Origin of the sequence: Lactonifactor sp. BIOML-A5 (genome assembly GCF_009677585.1) — a bacterium.
Lineage (GTDB): Bacteria > Bacillota > Clostridia > Lachnospirales > Lachnospiraceae > Lactonifactor.
On record NZ_WKYV01000031.1, the window covers coordinates 17952 to 34593 of the forward strand.

Below are 16642 nucleotides of genomic sequence, written 5' to 3' on the forward strand. Positions count from 1 at the left end.
GGATTCTTTTATTAGTTCACATACCATCCCACAGGTCCCGGATTCAGATTCATGTGAATCTGTTTTACCTCCTGATACTCTTCCAGACCGTAGATTCCCAGCTCACGCCCTGTACCGCTCATCTTATAGCCGCCCCAGGGTGTCTGATTATACCCCAGATTATAGCAGTTGATCCATGTAATGCCGGCCCGTATCTCTTTAATGACCCTCATTGCTTTTGCACTGTCGGAAGTGAATACGGCACCTGCCAGTCCGTAACAGGTATCATTCGCCATGGCGACTGCCTCTTTTTCAGAAGAGAAGGACTGTACCGTGGCTACAGGACCAAAGATCTCTTCCCGTACGATACGCATATCAGGGGAACACTGATCAAAGATAGTGGGAAGGACAAAATACCCATCTGCGCATTCCCCGTCGGTATACCGCTCTCCCCCGCATACCACCCTTGCACCCTCATCTCTTCCTATTTTAATGTATTCCAGAACGCGCTCCATATGTTCTTTTGTCACAAGAGGCCCCATATCCGGATCCTTCATGGGATCACCTAAAGTCAGAGCCTTTGTCTTTTTTACAAACTTTTCCATAAATTCATCTTTCACGGATTCCTCCACAAAGATTCTGGAGCCGGAAGAACATACCTCCCCCTGATTATAAAAGATTCCCATCATAGCCCACTCTACGGCGCCGTCAATGTCAGCGTCAGCAAAGATAACATTGGGAGACTTGCCCCCCAGTTCGAACCCCAGCTTTTTCATATTCCCGGCTGCCAGCTTCTGAAGGCTCTGTCCTACTTTTGTACTTCCTGTAAAGGTAAGCATATCCACGTCCATACTTTCCCCAAGCTCACATCCTATTGCGGATCCGCCCAGCACCAGATTGGCCGTCCCTTTCGGCAGTCCTGCCTCCTCCAGCAGTTCAAAGAGGCGGATGGTAGTCAGAGGGGTCTTGTGGCTGGGCTTAAACACAACAGTATTCCCCGCGGCAAGTGCGGGGGCCAGCTTCCAGGCGGCCATGGTAAAGGGATAATTCCATGGGGTGATCTGTGCACAGACGCCTACGGGCTCATGGACAGTGATGGAGTGAATCTCTCCGGATCCGTTGCTGACACTGCAGATTCCTCCCTGGGGAGCCTGGATAAGGCCGGCATAGTACCGGAAGGTTCCGGCGCCGTCTGCGATATCAATCAGGGACTCTCTCAGGGGCTTCCCCATGTTCTGTGTCTCCATGGCAGCCATTTCTTCCTGGTTTTCCTCTATGAGATCTGCAACCTTAAGCAGAACTCTGCTTCTTGCCTCCACATCCATATCCCGCCATTCACGGGTGATGTAAAACGCGCTTTTAGCGGCTTTAATGGCTTCCCTGACATCTTCAAGACTGCTTTCCCAAATCCTGCACAGAATCTCTCCGTTAAACGGATTCACTACATCTGATGTGGTTCCCGGACTTCCCTGGGTCCACTGGCCGTTAATATACATTTTTTTAGTTTCCATAAGAATAGTTCTCCTTTTTTACTAATATTTTCTGTTAAAAAACCCCCGCTTCGTATCTTTTATTGTAACAGAACATCTGTTCCTTGTAAATATGTATTCATAACTAGACTGTATTCTAGACTAAAGTTCACTTTTTGCCAAAATCTATTGTAATTCGTATGTGTTTCTGCTATAATCTTCAAAGAAACAGGGGATAGTACATTCCCCGGAACATAATTTGGCGAGGGATTTACGAGGATGTAAGTGAATAGTGTCTGAGAAGCGCTATACACTTTTTTTCATATCTAACAAAATACAAGGAGTGAAAAGAAATGAGCATGCAAACAATTTTGCTAAAACAGCACATTGGCGCACCGTGTGAACCAGTGGTTGCGGCAGGAGATCAGGTGCGAAGAGGAACGCTGATCGCAAAGCCTGCAGGACTGGGAGCCAATATCCATGCAAGTGTGTCCGGAAAAGTAGCTGCCGTCACAGAGACAGCCATTCAGATTGAAGCGGATGCAGAACAGCCGGATGACTTTGTATCCATTGAAGGAGAAACAAATCTTGATCTGATTAAAGCCGCAGGTCTGGTAGGCATGGGGGGCGCAGGCTTTCCAACGGCTGTCAAGCTGAATGTGGATCTGAAAGGCGGTTATATTCTTGTGAATGCCGCGGAATGTGAGCCGGTTCTGGAACATAATATGCAGCAAATCCGGACAAAAGCTGACATGACAGTACGGGGCATCAAGTACATTATGGAGATCTGTAACGCGGATCACGGTGTCATTGCAATTAAAGCAAAACATGAAAAAGAAGTGGCAATTTTAAATGAGGCAATAAAGGGTGATGATAAATTATCCATTCACCTGCTTCCTGACTTATACCCCATGGGGGAAGAGCGTGCGGTTGTCCGGGAAGTCCTTGGAACCTTGTTAGACCCAACTCAGCTTCCGTCTGCCGCAGACGCTGTAGTTATTAATGTTGAGACTGTGCTCAGAGCGGCGGAAGCGATTGAACTGCACAGACCTGCGATTACTAAAAATATAACGGTAATTGGCAAGCTGAAGGGTGGTCCTCAGGCCCATGTATTTATGGATGTCCCTGTGGGAACTACTGTTGGTGAGTTGATTGAACGCGCAGGCGGTATCGATGGAGAGTATGGAGAAATTATTCTGGGCGGACCTTTTACCGGTTCCGCAACTACACTGGATACGCCAATTACTAAGACTACAGGCGGTATTATTGTGACACAGCCCTTTGAAGATTTGAAGGGCAGGAAGGTTGGACTTCTTGTGTGCGCCTGCGGCGGCAATGAAAACAGAATGCGTGACATTGCGGCCAAAATGAACGGAGAAGTAATCTCCGTGCAGAAATGTAAGCAGGCTGCAGAGATTAAGGGTGCGCTGAAATGCGAAAATCCCGGCAACTGTCCGGGACAGGCTCAGAAATGCATCAATTTCAAGAAGGACGGATGCGAAGATATTATTATCGGAAACTGCAGCGACTGTACCAATACGGTTATGGGATCTGCGCCGAAGCTGGGTCTTGCCGTACATCATCAGACCGACCATGTACTTCAGACTGTGGGCAAGGAAGTGATGCGCCATCTCACTACTTCGAAAAAGCTGGAAGAAGCACCTGCAGAAGTTTCTGCACAGGTGTCTGCCGAGCCCCAGATGGCAGAAGCGGAAAAGCCCGCTGTGAAGTATACCGCTACTGTTAACGATGGAATTTTAAGAATTCATATTGAAGAGGGAAAAGACATCAATATTGAATTTCCATTCCATTGATATATAAAAAAGAAAAAGGAGGATTATCATTATGTCTATTACAGCCGAAACTGCGCAAGAGCATAAGAATGACCCGGCAGTCCTTTGCTGCCGTCTCGAGGCCGGGAATCAGATTCAGCCAGCTAACCTGGAAGATCCTGCTATCTTTGATGACCTGGTAGATTCCGGACTGTTAAATTTAGATGGATGCCTGAAGATTTCCCAGGTGTTAGGCGCTACGCTTACCAAAACCTGTGATTCACTCTCACCGATTACCGCGGATGCTGTGGATAAGATACAGGAAGAAGAGGAAGAAGCTCCCGCTTTAGAAGCTGCACCGGAGGAAGCCCCGACACCTGCGCCTGCTGTATCGGTAGCCAGCCCTGTGAGCGGCGGAACACTGAAAATCCACATCGGAGAGGGAAAAGAAATCAACATTGAAATCCCCATGGGTTTTAGCGGGGGAAATGGTGTGGCGGCGGTTCCTGCGGCAGCATCTGAAGAAATGAAGGATGCCCCAAAAGCAGAAGAACCCGCAAAAGTAGTCCGCAGTGTAACAAGAAAGCATTATGCCATTTCTGAGGTAAAAAGAGGCCCTGAGACTAAGATCGACGGAACGGTCCTTTACATCCGTGAGGGGATCGAGGAGGAAGCGGTAGCTTCTCAGGAACTGGTACATGAATTAAAGCTGGATATTATCACCCCAGACAAATACAATACATATTCAGAAACGATTATGGATGTACAGCCCATTGCTGCAAAAGAAGGGGAGGATGAGATCGGAAGCGGTGTCACCCGTGTTCTGGACGGTGTCATTATGATGGTTACCGGAACGGATGATAAGGGGGTACAGATCGGAGAATTCGGTTCTTCAGAGGGTATTCTGGAAGAAAATATTATGTGGAACCGTCCCGGCGCTCCGGATAAAGGCGAAATTTTTATTAAAACAGAAGTTACCATTAAAGAGGGCACCAATATGGAACGTCCAGGTCCTCTGGCCGCACATGCTGCCACGGATGTGATCACACAGGAAATCCGTGAGGCCCTGAAGAAGTTAGAAGACGACAGCCTTGTGGTGAATACGGAAACCTTTGAACAGGTACGCCGTCCCGGCAAAAAGAAGGTTGTCATTGTAAAGGAAATTATGGGACAGGGTGCTATGCACGATAATCTGATCCTTCCGGTTGAGCCGGTGGGCGTTCTTGGTGCAAAGCCAAACGTTGACCTGGGCAATGTACCTGTTGTGGTATCTCCTGTTGAGGTACTGGATGGATGTATCCATGCCTTAACCTGCATCGGGCCTGCTTCCAAGGAAATGTCCCGCCATTACTGGAGAGAGCCCTTAGTGCTGGAAACACTGCACGATCCGGAAGTTGATTTATGCGGTGTCATCCTGGTGGGAAGCCCGCAGATTAATTCTGAAAAATTCTATGTGTCCAAGCGTGTAGGTATGACCTGCGAGGCAATGGATGTAGACGGAGCATTTGTTACCACCGAAGGGTTCGGCAACAATCACATTGACTTTGCCAGCCATATTGAACAGATTGGCATGAGAGGAATCTCTGTGGTAGGAATGTCCTTCTGTGCAAAACAGGGCGCACTGGTAGTGGGAAATAAATATATGACCAATATGGTGGACAATAATAAGTCAGAAGGCGGTATTGAAAACGAAGTGCTTGCCTGCAATACTTTATGCCATGAAGACGCTATCCGCGCACTGAATATGCTGAAGGTTCAGATGAACGGCGGCAAAGTAAAAGCAGCTGAAAAGCAGTGGAACCCAAATGTAAAAGCCAATAACGTAGAATTAATTTCTAATGTGACAGGCAAACCCATTGAATTGGTTCCCAATGAAACATCTCTTCCTATGAGCAAAAAACGCAAAGAAAAATACAGCTAGAAGGTATATGCATGAAATATGATGATAAGCTAATAACTATGGAAGGTGTCATAGTAGAAGTACATGACGGCTGCGTAGGCATTGATCTGAAGGGCCGTCTGGGATATATGAAGATTCCCATGCGTATGCTAATTACTGACTATGAGATTAAGGTGGGTCAGGAGGTAGGCTTTAAGATGAGCTTTGTAGAACAGCTGGGTCCTGAACCTAACCTTAAATATATCAGCAATCAACAGACTTATCAAAAAAGACAGGCAGAAAAAAAGGCTGCCAAAGAAACTGGAAAGGAGGAAACAAAGTGAGTTTAACTGTAGTAGATGGATTACAATCCGAGATTTATGTACCCATCACTCCACCGCCGGTATGGGCTCCAGTGACAAAACCATTAAAGGATATGACAGTGGCAATTGCTACTGCTGCCGGAGTTCATCACAAAGAAGACAAGCGGTTTAATCTGGCTGGAGATTTTACCTTCCGTAAAATCTTAGATACTATGCCGTCTGATGAACTGATGGTGTCCCACGGTGGATATGACAACGGAGACGTTAATAAAGACATCAACTGTATGTTCCCTATTGACCGTCTTCATGAACTGGCTGCTGACGGAGTTATCGGTAAAGTGGCCCCAGTACACATTGGTTTTATGGGAGGAGGCGGCAACCAGGAAAAGTTTAAAAACGAAACTGGTCCGGAAATCGCCCGTATTTTAAAAGATGAGGGTGTAGATGCTGTCATCCTCACCGCTGGCTGAGGTACCTGTCACCGCTCTGCAGTTTTAGTGCAGAGAGCCATCGAAGCCGCAGGAATTCCGACTGTGATTATTGCTGCGCTTCCGCCTGTTGTGAAACAGACAGGCACCCCAAGAGCTGCTGCCCCATTGGTACCAATGGGAGCAAATGCTGGAGCTCCTAATGATAAAGAAATGCAGTATAATATTGTAAAAGAATCTTTAGAGCTCTTAGAAACCCTGGAATCACCTGGTAAGGTAATTCCATTAAACTACGAGTATGTAGCAAAGGTTTAAGGGATATAAATTAGGGACGTGTTCTTTGTACAAAGAACACGTCCCTAATTGAGTTCAGCCTGTCCCATTTTACGATAGGCCTGTCCCTAAATGGAGGTATTGCATGGAAGAAGTTATATTACGGCGCCTTGTTATCAAGGCGTTTCATATAAACCAGGTCATATTTGGAGAAAAACCCCGAATAGATCCTTCGGGAACACTTATTATTGCCCGGGATTTTTTGCCATCCCTGACGGAATCGGAGCCTTTGATTGAAAAAATTGACATGGAAATTATTTCTCCTGACGCTCGTGAACGCTGGACGAATACAATTATGGATGTTATTCCTGTCTCTGCCAAGGTGCTGGGAAAAATGGGGGAAGGCATTACCCATACCCTCACGGGTGTCCGGGTGCTTCTGACCGGAGTGGACGCGGATGGTGTTCAGATTGCTGAGTTTGGTTCTTCAGAAGGCTGTTTAAAGGAACAGATCTTCTACGGCCGCCCCGGAACCCCTGATAACAATGACATTCTAATTTCTTTTAATGTAACACTCGCTCCCAAAGCAGGGGCATCCCGTCCGGGGCCTACGGCTGCCCACCGGGCCTGTGATGTTTTCTGTCAGATCCTGAGAGATGAGTTGAAAAAGATGAATGGAAATTTATGCACAGAGCGCCATGAGTATTTTGACAAGTCCAGGCCAGGAAAAAAACGGGTGGTTCTGATTAAGCAGGTAGCAGGGCAGGGAGCTATGTATGATACCTGCCTTTTTCCACGGGAACCTTCTGGTTTTAAGGGCGGCCGTTCTATTATTGATATGGGAAATCTTCCTGTACTTATCACACCCAATGAATACCGTGACGGTGCCATCCGGGCCATGTATTAGCAGGAAAGGAGATAATTTTTATTATGGGAATAGGACCATCCACAAAAGAGACAACGCTTCACCACTTCCAGGATCCCCTGGTGGATATTCTTTCCGGGGAAGATGAGTTTGATTTTCTGGGAATTATTGTTGTAGGCACTCCGCAGGACAATGAAGATAAATTGTTTGTAGGTACAAGAGCAGCAGTCTGGGCCGAGGCTATGCGGGCGGACGGAGCAATCATTTCCGCAGACGGATGGGGGAACAGTGACGTGGATTTTGCAAATACGATAGAACAGCTTTCTGTCAGAGGGATACCAACCGTTGGGGTGAATTTTGTCGGTACGGTAGCTGGATTTGTGGTAACCAATGAATATATGGATACAATTGTAGATATGAATAAAAGTGCCGAGGGCATTGAGACAGAGGTGTTGGGGGAAAATAGTGTGACAGAGCTGGAGGCCAGGAAGGCAGCGGCGTTTTTGAAGTTGAAGATGAGAAAAAAATTATAGTTTTGTGTATGTGAAGTTCGAGATAAAATAGTCGGCCAGCGCAGCGTTGCAGACGGACGGATATAGAAGGGAGCACCGGGGGGACAGGGCCAGGCCAGGGGCCGGGGGATAGGGACCAGTCAGCTCGAGGCTCCGTTCCCCTCAGCTAAGTCCTACCAGCTGCTAAGCTCGTCAGGAAAGCCTTCCTCGCTAAACAGCTGGTGGACTGGATCTTCGGCTCACTCCGCTTAACCTCCCTGACTGGTCCCTATCCCCCGGCCCCTGGCCTGGCCCTGTCCCCCCGGTGCTCCCTCCTATATCCTGGCAGAGACTCACTTCACATTCACGGAAAACGGGTGGGGAAGGTCGAACGTTGTACACTTTTCCTCTTGTTTCCCACTATTGATGACTCGATGTTTTGGATAAATAGCTCCCCCTGGAACTTCCCCATATCCAGGTGAGAGGAATTCTGCGGCGGTGGGCTGGTTGGTTCGGGCGGGAGGGAGGGCTTAAGTTCCGGGGACGATTCCGCAGGAGTGAGTAGAGAGTCTTAGGCAAAACCGGGATTCCCGCTGGAGATTTTTTCGGCAGTCAGGGCCGAAAAAAAGTGAGCATGGGCAGAGAATGCACATCAAGCATTCTTTGCCCATACGAACGGTGCTCCGGCGGGGATTCCGGTTTTGTCTTAGACTCTCTTCGCGACGGAGGTGTCCCCGGAACTTAAGCCCTCCCTCCTGTCCGAACCAGCCAGCCCACCGTCGCGGGATTTCTCTCACCGTCCCCCCGCCACCTCACACTTTCCGACTTGAATCACTTTAAGCCGAAGTCCAAGCGCTATACCCCTAAATCCCAATTAAGCTGAAAAACAATTCTATATTACACATACCAATGCACAGCTTCCGCCACGGCGTTCGGTTTTCTGTTTGGTATTGAAAGGGGTATTCTAGGCAAACGCAGTAACCGCGTCATGGAGAAACTGGGTACAGCCGCTTACCGCGCGGTCGTAGTAAGCGGTAAAGCGGGGATCACTGACATACATGGCGGCCAGTCCTCTATGAGCCTCAGGGGTATAGGAGGGCCAGGTATAAGAGAGCCATTCCTTGTGAAGGAGCACTATTTCCTTGCCGGCTGTGCTGTTGGGGGACAGGCTGTTCGATACTGCTTCTTCCAGTTTGGAGAGAATTGTTTCACCGAGCTGCTCCATGGCCTGGTATTGTTCTTCTGTCAGATTCATAAATTTTGTATTGTTTGTCTCTACGGAGTCATTTCCGTATTTGCTGCGGATTTCTTCCCCGTACATGTCTTCATTTTTCTGTATCATTTCTTTTTTAAATCCCTCAAATTTTTCTTTATTAGTCATATGATATTCTCCTTTTTCTTTCTGAATCGTTTTTGTGACATTTTTGATCAGGAGATCCAGATGTTCCCTGCGGCTTACCAGTTCCCTCAGGTGGGATGTGAGAACGGAAACCGAATCAAAGCCTGGGGAGAGAAGAAGCTGCCGGATGGTTTCCAGGGGAACATCCAGTTCCCGGTAAAAAAGTATATGCTGCAGTTTGTCTACCTCATCTTCCGTGTAGATGCGATATCCGCTTTCTGTGTAATGATGGGGGGAAAGCAGTCCGATCTCATCATAGTAGCGCAGGGTGCGGGTAGTTATTTTGGCCATCTGAGCCAGTTGCCGGATAGTATATTCCATGATCTGCCTCCTGTCATATTACTCTGTATACAGTATTGTCTTATGCGCATTATCTTAAGACAATTGTAGTATACAGGTTAACGTTGGGGCAAGGTCAATAGAAAAATAAATTTTTTTAATGCAACAGAATCTTAAAAAATGTACACTGTAATAGATAAGAAAGAGAACATAAGAAGAGGAGGCTGCTGTATATGATAGAAAAAATAGCGAAAACAGGAAAGATCATGATTCTGCTGCTGGCCGCCGGGATGTTGTGTCTTGCCGGATGTTCCGGAGACAGGCAAGAGCCAGAAATACCGGATCCGGATACCAAGGAGAATGTATTTCAGGGGAAAATCATAGAAAACCGGGAGGATGTGCTCCTGCTGTCAGGCATGAGTGAAACCTCCGCCAGCCTTGTATCTCTGTCCCCTAAGGAGACTCTTGTTACAGATCAGAACGGAAAGAAGACAGAGGCCTCAGGGCTTAAAAACGGAATGATTATTGACGTAATAATGGGAGAAGATGCGACAATTGCCGAATCTTATCCGGGACAAATACATGGACAGAAAGAGATACGTATAGTGGGACAGGAGAATGATATTACAGGCATGTACCTGGAGGCAATAAAAGAGATTTACCAGATCGATCCCGGTTTAAACAGCGGGGTGAAAATTATGGCGTTGGATCTGTCTATGTCTGTAAATATGAGTGAGGCGGAGAAAAGCGCCCTTGCGTATCAGTGGGACAGCTGGCTCAGAAGTCAGTCTCAGGATATGGATGTGTACCAAAAAACATATGATGAATTGGTAGAAGAGGGAATGATTGATGGGGAGAAGCTTTATTTTCCGGAGGGAATGCTGATCACAATTGAAGACAAAGAGATAAAAGGGGATAGTTTTGAATTTTCAATCTCCAAGTGGTGTTCTGGTTTGGGGGCTGACGGTCTGGAAAACTGTAAGGCTGTATTCGAGAATGGCATTGGGACATATACAAAGGGAACTGCCTGGATCTCCTGAGCGGGGAAAAGAGTTCCAATTAGGGCCCGCTGATGGTATAATGAGGACAATACCAGAGGTTGGGGGGGAATGGGGACAGATGAAGCCAGAAGATATCTTTTCTGCAGGGAGCGGTTTTCTTCTCTCTGTCTTGGCAGAAAAAACGAATCGGTCAGTCGACTCTAAAAAAGCGGAAGCAAGGCTGAAGGAGATGGAAGCAAGGATAGATAAAAAACTTGCGGCAGTTTCCCAGCCAGACATACGGGAACAAATGCAGAGTTACATACTGGAATATTTTAAATCTCATACGGATTCTTGTCTTACAGGCAGTCAAGTCAAAATGAAGAATTTTCCTGAAGATTTCCGCAGAAAAAAAGGATGCTATCTGAACAGGGAAAATGCCGGAATTTTGGAAGAATGTCTGGAAGAGATAGAAGAGGAATTCAAAAATTTTCTGGATCCCGGGCACATGATTATGTATCAGGAGATTCAGGATATTAAACAGATTGTTCAGGAGAGCAGTGATAACAGTAAACAAATTTTAAATCTGCTGAAGCATAAAGAGGGACTGATGCATGAGTCCGGGGAAAAAGAGGGGACAGAGCCAAAGAATTGTTCTGAAAATGTGACCTGTGAAGTACTGCGAATCCCTGAGAAGTCCCCGGCGGGGGCACTGCAGACAAAGGAGCCGCAGAAGAAGAGGCAAAAAAGAAGCAGGATTGGAGCTGTTCTGTGGGCTGCCTGTGCGGCTGTGGGAATTTACGGGGTACTGGTTACCGCCGGTACTCCCCGCAGGCTTATATGGGAGAATAAAGAGGCTGCTGTACTGTCCGTCCAGGAGGAACTGGCATATCAGCAGATGGAGGAAGTCTGTGGGGGGTGCCCGGTTAAAATGACATATGTGCCGGAGGGGACAAAGTTTCTGGAGGCTGATGTAGACAGAGATATTCAGACGGCGTGTCTTTCCTATTTGTACCAGGGCAGAAGTCTTACTTACAAAGCATTTTCCCAAAAAAGAGACGGGTCCTATGCCTTTGTATCAGGAGAAGAAATGCAGGAAGAGCGCACAGTAGATCTGCAGGCAGCTGAGGCCACCATATGGAAACTCCGGTCTAAAGAAAATGGGGAAAGCGGATATGCAGCCCGGATCCTGTATGATAATATCTGTTATATGGTAGTGGGAACCATGGAACGGGACGAGTTCCAAAAGATTCTTAATGGTCTGGAATTTGCGTAGGATACCTGGAAGGAGGCAGAGAATGAAAGGAAAAACAGCAGTCCTGCTGTGTATGGGAGTGGTATTGAGTGCCTCGCTCTGTATGGGGATGCCCCGGACAGAAGCAGAGGCTGCCGAAGAAAAGAATGGGATGGGGCAGGAAGGCGTTATCCAGTATGGGGATGCAGCGGTTACCAAGGATGAGAAAGAGCAGCTGCTGGCAGGAGGGATGACGGCAGCTTCCCAGACAGCGGATGAGATATCTGTAGAAGTGACAGTAGAAAAAGCGGAGGGGAACGGTACGTGGACAGAGGTTTATTCATGGAAGGCAGACAGAGAGAATTCAGTGTATCTTTCTTCCAGCAAATCCATTGTTGCAGGACCGGGATATTACAGAGTCAGGTGTGTCCACAGGGTAAATGAGGATGTACAGGAATCCTGCACAGATGCTGTGTGGATAGGCAAAGAGAGGGTGAGAATATAGAACCCCTCTCTTTTTATTTTAGAGGAATGAACACAGAGGCTTTAAAAACCTGGTCTCCCGGTTCAAATAAAACTAAGCCGCCGTGGTCTTCCACAATAGATCTGACGGAATGTATCCCCAGACCGAACCCCTTTCTTTTGGAAGAAAAGTATCGGCCCTCTTTCTCTTTTATTATCCCGTCAAAGCTGTTGTCTACCACAAGGCGCAGCTGCCGTCCTGTGGTCTCACCCCGAAGATAGACAAAACGCTTGCCGGAGGTCTGCCGTTCACAGGCCTCTACTGCATTTTCCAGAAGGTTGCCAAGGAGAATGCACAGATCTGTGTCAGAGATATTAAGGGACTCGGGAAGCTGAAGTACGGCGCTGAAATCCGCATGGATACGCAGAGCAGCTCCTGCATAATAGGAAAGAATGGCATCAGCTGCAGGATGATTGGAATAGGTCATGACATCCCGGGGCTCTGTATGGGGCTCGTACTCCTCCAGATATCTGCGGATATCCGGCAGAGAAGCTCTGTCTGCCAGTGTCCGCAGTGTCCGCATATGATGGCGCAGATCATGGGACGCCGTTCTGGCAGCCTCTATCTGCTGTGTCAGCTGTCGGTAATGTTCTTTCTGCATGGAGAGCTGGCGTTCCATCAGACGGTGTTCTTCGGCCAGAGTCAGGCTGCGCTTATAAGCCTCCCCCAGATCTCTGCAGAGAGCGCATGCCAGCCCCAGCATAAGTCCGGTGCCTCCGATTTCTATAAACCAGCCGCCCCGTATAGGTTCAAAAAGGGGCATCACCCTGTCTGCAAACAGAGAAACAGCAAAAAACTCTGAAGTATACAAAAGCAGCAGAGAGAATCTTCTCCGGTTCTGCACTGCTACGCCTGAGACGATTAAAAGGTAAACCGCAGATCCATATTTAAGTATGCCAGACAGCAGAGAGAAAAGATAAAAAGCAGTAAGACCCAGGTGAGCGGCGCTTATGCCGGTGATAAGGGCGATGACAGCTCCTGCTGCGCAGATAAGCGGCCAGATACAGGCTATTTTCCCTCTAATCTGACACAAACTGTTTTGCAGTAATACGGCCATCAGGAGCATGGCATAGAAGCAGAAAAGCTGTATGGCATACCAGGGATGCACGTGTGTGGCAAAAAAACGGTGCAATAGGGGGAAAGCAGTATAGCCAAGAAAGAAAATACACTGCAAAGCATATAGCAGTCCTTTGTTCCAGCGGGCTCTGAAGCCAAGGTAAAGAGACAATAGAAGTCCCAGTGAGCCCAAAAGCAGGGCCGCCATCCGGAGGAGCAAGTAGTTTTCCCGGGCGTTTATGACAGTATCTGCCAAGCCAAAAGCAGGGGGATATGTGAGCCCGCTGTAGATCCAGGAATAATCAGATACGGCCAGAAGCAAGTTTACAGTGCCTTCCCCCTGGAAGACAACCGTTTTTTCTTTTATGCAGGGGGTATATGATTCCGGATTGGGATCCCCGGATTGTGCCAATAATTCCTGGTTTATATAGAGAGAATAGGAGGAAAAGATCTCCGGAAGTTCCAGTGCATACGTGCGTGCTCCCTTTGGAAGCTGAATAGTCAAACGGTATGTGCCGCTGCCGTGTGGAGAACGGTGGGTATTTCCTGCTTCCAGGCCTCCGTACTGCCCCACAGAAATATATTGCCGGTAGGAACCGGGCTCTTTTGCAGCAAAGGTCTGCGGTGTAAACAGGACATCAGGATAAAACTCCCATTCCCGGATAAGATAACGCAGGGGAGCTTGTTGCAGATCCTTCTCCGACAGGGAAAGGATCCCGCATATGGGCTGTGAGGTTTTTTTCGTATATTTATTGTCTGTCTGATAAAGAAAGTAAAAAAACAGGAAGGAAGACAGCAGTATAGCCAGAGAGACTGCACCCGTAAGCAGAATTCTTTTAAAGCGTTTCATGCATTTTCCTCCTTCTGAAAAGGATAAGTAAGGCTATGACAACAGCAGACAGAAGAAATACAAAGAGAAGGACCGGAAGATTTATTGCGGCCGATACTGCTTTCTCCGTCTCCGTAACATAGTATTCTCTTAGAGTAAAACTGCCTGTTTCGTATATTTTAGCAGAAGCAATCCGGTGCTTATCACTGTATGTCACGGGTTCCTCGGAACCAGTGCCCACATGAACCAGTGCCAAAAGGCTGTAATCTGTCCCCTGAGAAGGGGTGTAAGGAAGGGAAACGGATGCTTCAGGCAGGGTTACAATCTCCTTTCCGTCTGCGGTAACGGACAACTGAAAAGAAAAATCGTCAGTTTTGCGAAGGAGAATTTCCAGCAGCCCCTCATCGCTCAGAGCAAGAGAGGACAGAAAAGAAGAAGGAATCTCTACCGATATACCATTTTTTTCAAAGAGAACAGAATTTGGATTGATTTCCAGAAGCTGTCTTAATCTGGCACCTGAGATGGCCGTTATGGAATCTGTACTTTCTTCCTTGACCTGGGAGTTTTTTTCTTCCTTGGGTGATATACTTTCTGCAGGTGGTGTTTTAGTGCCTGCAGGCACAGAGGGTTCCACGCTGTCCGGTGTATCTGAGGTGTTGTCTGTTCCCTCCGGAGGGTATACAGCTTGAGGCGGAGTGACCGGAGGGGAAGGCACAGTCATTTCAGGGATATCCTGGGAGACCGGAGGCAATTCCTGCTCTGTGCGATCCCCTCCATCGTTGTCCCCGCCTCCGAAAGGATCAGGCTCTCCGAAGGTAAAGGGAAGAACATTAGAGATTCCTTCTATTGGGCCCCCAGTTACAGTAAGACAGAATAGATAAGACTGATCTTCATTCAGGCCGTATACCTGAGCACCATAACAATCGATATAGCTTCCGGGCAGTTCCAGAATATCGTTCCAGGATGTCCCATTGTCAGCGGAATAGTACATGTGTATCTCTGCTGCCTCTGTAAGTTCAGTGAAAAACTGGATCCCTACGGAGTCCGTCAACTGATAAGCTGCTCTTAAAAACGGCCGGCCAGGATCCACAATATGAACCGGGATCTCCAGGGAAGGCAGTACTACAGGAAACCAGTCAGGTACCTGAGGGGTAAGGGTAGCCAGGTAAGTCCCGGGGAAGGAATAATCAACCAGGCTGTCCTCCCAAAGGAACTCAGTCAGATATGAAAGATCATATACATCTTCTTCCCTGCAGACTAGACGGTAGCTTAATGCGGTCTTGTAAACCTCTTCCCGGGAAACGCCCTGGGGAAAGCACAGGCCTCTCTCCTGGATTCTTTCTTCCGGCATTACGGAAGAACGGCTGATTACTTCTGCATCCTGCAGTGCAGGAGTGACAAGGCATTGATCCAGCCGGACAGGTTCAGATGTATTCACTGCCTGTCTGTCTTCACTGGATATATTGCAGAGAACCAGCTGAAGAGGACGGTGAGAATCAATGCCCACAGAACCATTTCCCTCAGCCTGTACCCTGGAGGCGGTTACTTCCGATAACGGACCACTCTCAAAGTATACCCCTGTAGAATTAGGGCCGTCCACAAAAACAGAAGAAAGATCGGAGTACCAATACCCGTTTTCGCCGATAAAAATAGCTGTGGCAGAATTCCCCCGGGCGGTAATCTCAACCTGTTGCTCCATAGACAGTGAACCCTCAACAACAAACAGGGGCCGGACCGTCCCGCTTCCCTCAAAGTGTACGGGGCCCTGAATGTACAGTTCATAATCTTCTGGTATCAAAATACTGAAGTCACCCATATTAATTTTGGTGGGAGCGGATACCTGAGGCAGAGGCGTACAAGTATCCCATATAATATCGTCCGTAAGGGAGATGGCGCTGCCCGGATGGGTCAGCAGTATCTGATGAAGCTCCTCCGCAGTAGAACATTCATACTGTGAGGAGGCAGCCTGGGCGGAAGCAGGGAAAAAGCAGCAGGAAACTAAAAGCCAGCACAGTACCCAAACCAGAAACAGCGTCCTTCTTTTCACGGAAATTCCCCCTCTCGAAGTCCCTTCAGAGTATACTCCAGAAATGTTTTTTTGACCACACCTCTTCCCCGCTGGCGGACAGGTACATGCTCTTGATTTTTCATGATAAATTCATCCTGAAGTACACATTCTACCCAGTCCATATTCACCAGGACATTCCGGTTGCAGGACAGGAACCGGGCATCTTTAGACAGTATTTCCAGAACGGAGGCAATGGGATTGTCAATAACCAGCTGTGTCTGCTCCAGATGTATATGAGTTTTTCGGGCCAGGCAGTCCACAAACAATATATCCTTCATAAGCAGTTTCATATTCAGCTGGCCTTTGACGGAAACTGTCAGATATTTATTGGCTTCTGTCAAGCGGGCGCATACACGATCCATAGCCTGAAAAAAAGCAGACTCTTTCAGAGGTTTTGTCAGATAGTAAGCGGCCTGTACTTCATAGCTCTCCACAGCATGCATCTGGCTGGCAGAGATGAAGAACAGGGGGCAGGATGCATCCGTCTGGCGAACTGTTCTTGCTGTGTCCATGCCGCTGATGCCGTCCATATAAACATCCAGAAAAACAAGATCATACCTTCCCGGCTGAAATGCTTTCAGAAAATCTTCCCCTGTTGCATAGGTATCATAAGTGTACAGTGCGTTCTCTCTTTGGAAATATACGGTAAGCTTCTGAAGCAGTTCGTGCCTCTCGCTTTCATTATCTTCTACAATTGCTATATGCATGTACCTATCGCTCCCTTCTTTGACACTATTTTATCATATCCCTCTCTGTTTTACATTGTCTAACTGTGATTTTGGGTAGCAAAAAATG

At 47.7% G+C, this 16642-nt stretch carries 13 protein-coding genes and 1 pseudogene; 9 read left to right on the plus strand and 5 right to left on the minus strand.

Annotated elements, in window-relative coordinates; all coding sequences use genetic code 11:
* Nucleotides 1–11: 11 nt before the first annotated feature.
* Nucleotides 12–1490, minus strand: coding sequence for an aldehyde dehydrogenase family protein (locus GKG41_RS19350; protein ID WP_154261478.1), 1479 nt, complete (start codon nt 1488–1490; stop codon nt 12–14).
* Nucleotides 1491–1807: 317 nt separating this feature from the next.
* On the opposite strand from GKG41_RS19350, the pseudogene prdC reads away from it, so the two are divergent.
* The 6 genes and pseudogenes from prdC to GKG41_RS19380 form a co-directional block, all read left to right on the plus strand.
* Nucleotides 1808–3076, plus strand: a pseudogene (gene prdC, locus GKG41_RS19355) (proline reductase-associated electron transfer protein PrdC); the annotation flags it as partial.
* Nucleotides 3077–3293: 217 nt separating this feature from the next.
* Nucleotides 3294–5141 carry a D-proline reductase (dithiol) proprotein PrdA gene (gene prdA, locus GKG41_RS19360; protein WP_154261480.1) on the plus strand — a complete coding sequence of 616 codons (1848 nt, stop codon included), beginning with the start codon at nt 3294–3296 and terminating at the stop codon, nt 5139–5141.
* A 5-nt stretch (nt 5142–5146) separates the two neighbouring features.
* Nucleotides 5147–5443, plus strand: a complete 297-nt coding sequence (locus tag GKG41_RS19365; protein WP_347563386.1) for a CBO2463/CBO2479 domain-containing protein — start codon at nt 5147–5149, stop codon at nt 5441–5443.
* A complete protein-coding gene (prdB, locus tag GKG41_RS19370) occupies nt 5440–6165 on the plus strand; it encodes a D-proline reductase (dithiol) protein PrdB (RefSeq protein WP_084067571.1) in 726 nt (241 codons plus the stop codon). Before GKG41_RS19365 ends, prdB begins: the two co-directional genes overlap by 4 nt.
* Before the next feature lie 103 nt (nt 6166–6268).
* The gene (prdD, locus tag GKG41_RS19375) at nt 6269–7030 is read left to right on the plus strand and encodes a proline reductase cluster protein PrdD (protein WP_154261482.1); all 762 of its coding nucleotides are present in this window, start codon (nt 6269–6271) and stop codon (nt 7028–7030) included.
* Between the two features lie 23 nt (nt 7031–7053).
* Nucleotides 7054–7521 carry a glycine/sarcosine/betaine reductase component B subunit gene (locus GKG41_RS19380; protein ID WP_154261483.1) on the plus strand — a complete coding sequence of 156 codons (468 nt, stop codon included), beginning with the start codon at nt 7054–7056 and terminating at the stop codon, nt 7519–7521.
* A gap of 922 nt (nt 7522–8443) precedes the next feature.
* Here the strand turns inward: GKG41_RS19380 and GKG41_RS19385 are convergent.
* The gene (locus GKG41_RS19385; protein WP_154261484.1) at nt 8444–9199 is read right to left on the minus strand and encodes a MerR family transcriptional regulator; all 756 of its coding nucleotides are present in this window, start codon (nt 9197–9199) and stop codon (nt 8444–8446) included.
* 191 nt (nt 9200–9390) lie between these two features.
* Between GKG41_RS19385 and GKG41_RS19390 the strand changes: the two genes are divergently transcribed.
* The 3 genes from GKG41_RS19390 to GKG41_RS19400 all read left to right on the plus strand — a co-directional run bounded on the left by GKG41_RS19390 (nt 9391) and on the right by GKG41_RS19400 (nt 11876).
* Nucleotides 9391–10197 carry a hypothetical protein gene (locus GKG41_RS19390; protein WP_154261485.1) on the plus strand — a complete coding sequence of 269 codons (807 nt, stop codon included), beginning with the start codon at nt 9391–9393 and terminating at the stop codon, nt 10195–10197.
* Between the two features lie 79 nt (nt 10198–10276).
* Entirely contained in the window at nt 10277–11413 is a 1137-nt protein-coding gene (locus GKG41_RS19395; protein WP_173015586.1) for a DUF4367 domain-containing protein, read from the plus strand.
* A 22-nt stretch (nt 11414–11435) separates the two neighbouring features.
* Complete coding sequence (locus GKG41_RS19400) at nt 11436–11876, plus strand: DUF6147 family protein (RefSeq protein WP_154261487.1); 441 nt, start codon at nt 11436–11438, stop codon at nt 11874–11876.
* Nucleotides 11877–11889: 13 nt separating this feature from the next.
* On the opposite strand, the gene GKG41_RS19405 is transcribed toward GKG41_RS19400, so the two are convergent.
* The 3 genes from GKG41_RS19405 to GKG41_RS19415 are packed head-to-tail and all read right to left on the minus strand — an operon-like array spanning nt 11890 to nt 16554.
* The gene (locus tag GKG41_RS19405) at nt 11890–13800 is read right to left on the minus strand and encodes a GHKL domain-containing protein (protein WP_154261488.1); all 1911 of its coding nucleotides are present in this window, start codon (nt 13798–13800) and stop codon (nt 11890–11892) included.
* Entirely contained in the window at nt 13787–15826 is a 2040-nt protein-coding gene (locus GKG41_RS19410; RefSeq protein ID WP_154261489.1) for a hypothetical protein, read from the minus strand. The genes GKG41_RS19405 and GKG41_RS19410 overlap by 14 nt, the downstream gene beginning before the upstream one ends.
* Nucleotides 15823–16554 (minus strand): LytTR family DNA-binding domain-containing protein, encoded by a 732-nt coding sequence (locus GKG41_RS19415; protein WP_154261490.1) that lies wholly within the window; start codon nt 16552–16554, stop codon nt 15823–15825. The genes GKG41_RS19410 and GKG41_RS19415 overlap by 4 nt, the downstream gene beginning before the upstream one ends.
* Nucleotides 16555–16642 lie beyond the last annotated feature (88 nt).

Bases quoted from the DNA above. Each gene is read 5' to 3' on its own strand.
- prdD (WP_154261482.1), top strand. From the start codon at position 6,269: ATGGAAGAAGTTATATTACGGCGCCTTGTTATCAAGGCGTTTCATATA.
- GKG41_RS19390 (WP_154261485.1), top strand. From the start codon at position 9,391: ATGATAGAAAAAATAGCGAAAACAGGAAAGATCATGATTCTGCTGCTG.
- GKG41_RS19380 (WP_154261483.1), top strand. From the start codon at position 7,054: ATGGGAATAGGACCATCCACAAAAGAGACAACGCTTCACCACTTCCAG.
- prdA (WP_154261480.1), top strand. From the start codon at position 3,294: ATGTCTATTACAGCCGAAACTGCGCAAGAGCATAAGAATGACCCGGCA.
- GKG41_RS19415 (WP_154261490.1), bottom strand. From the start codon at position 16,554: ATGCATATAGCAATTGTAGAAGATAATGAAAGCGAGAGGCACGAACTG.
- GKG41_RS19400 (WP_154261487.1), top strand. From the start codon at position 11,436: ATGAAAGGAAAAACAGCAGTCCTGCTGTGTATGGGAGTGGTATTGAGT.
- GKG41_RS19405 (WP_154261488.1), bottom strand. From the start codon at position 13,800: ATGAAACGCTTTAAAAGAATTCTGCTTACGGGTGCAGTCTCTCTGGCT.
- GKG41_RS19350 (WP_154261478.1), bottom strand. From the start codon at position 1,490: ATGGAAACTAAAAAAATGTATATTAACGGCCAGTGGACCCAGGGAAGT.
- GKG41_RS19395 (WP_173015586.1), top strand. From the start codon at position 10,277: ATGAAGCCAGAAGATATCTTTTCTGCAGGGAGCGGTTTTCTTCTCTCT.
- GKG41_RS19385 (WP_154261484.1), bottom strand. From the start codon at position 9,199: ATGGAATATACTATCCGGCAACTGGCTCAGATGGCCAAAATAACTACC.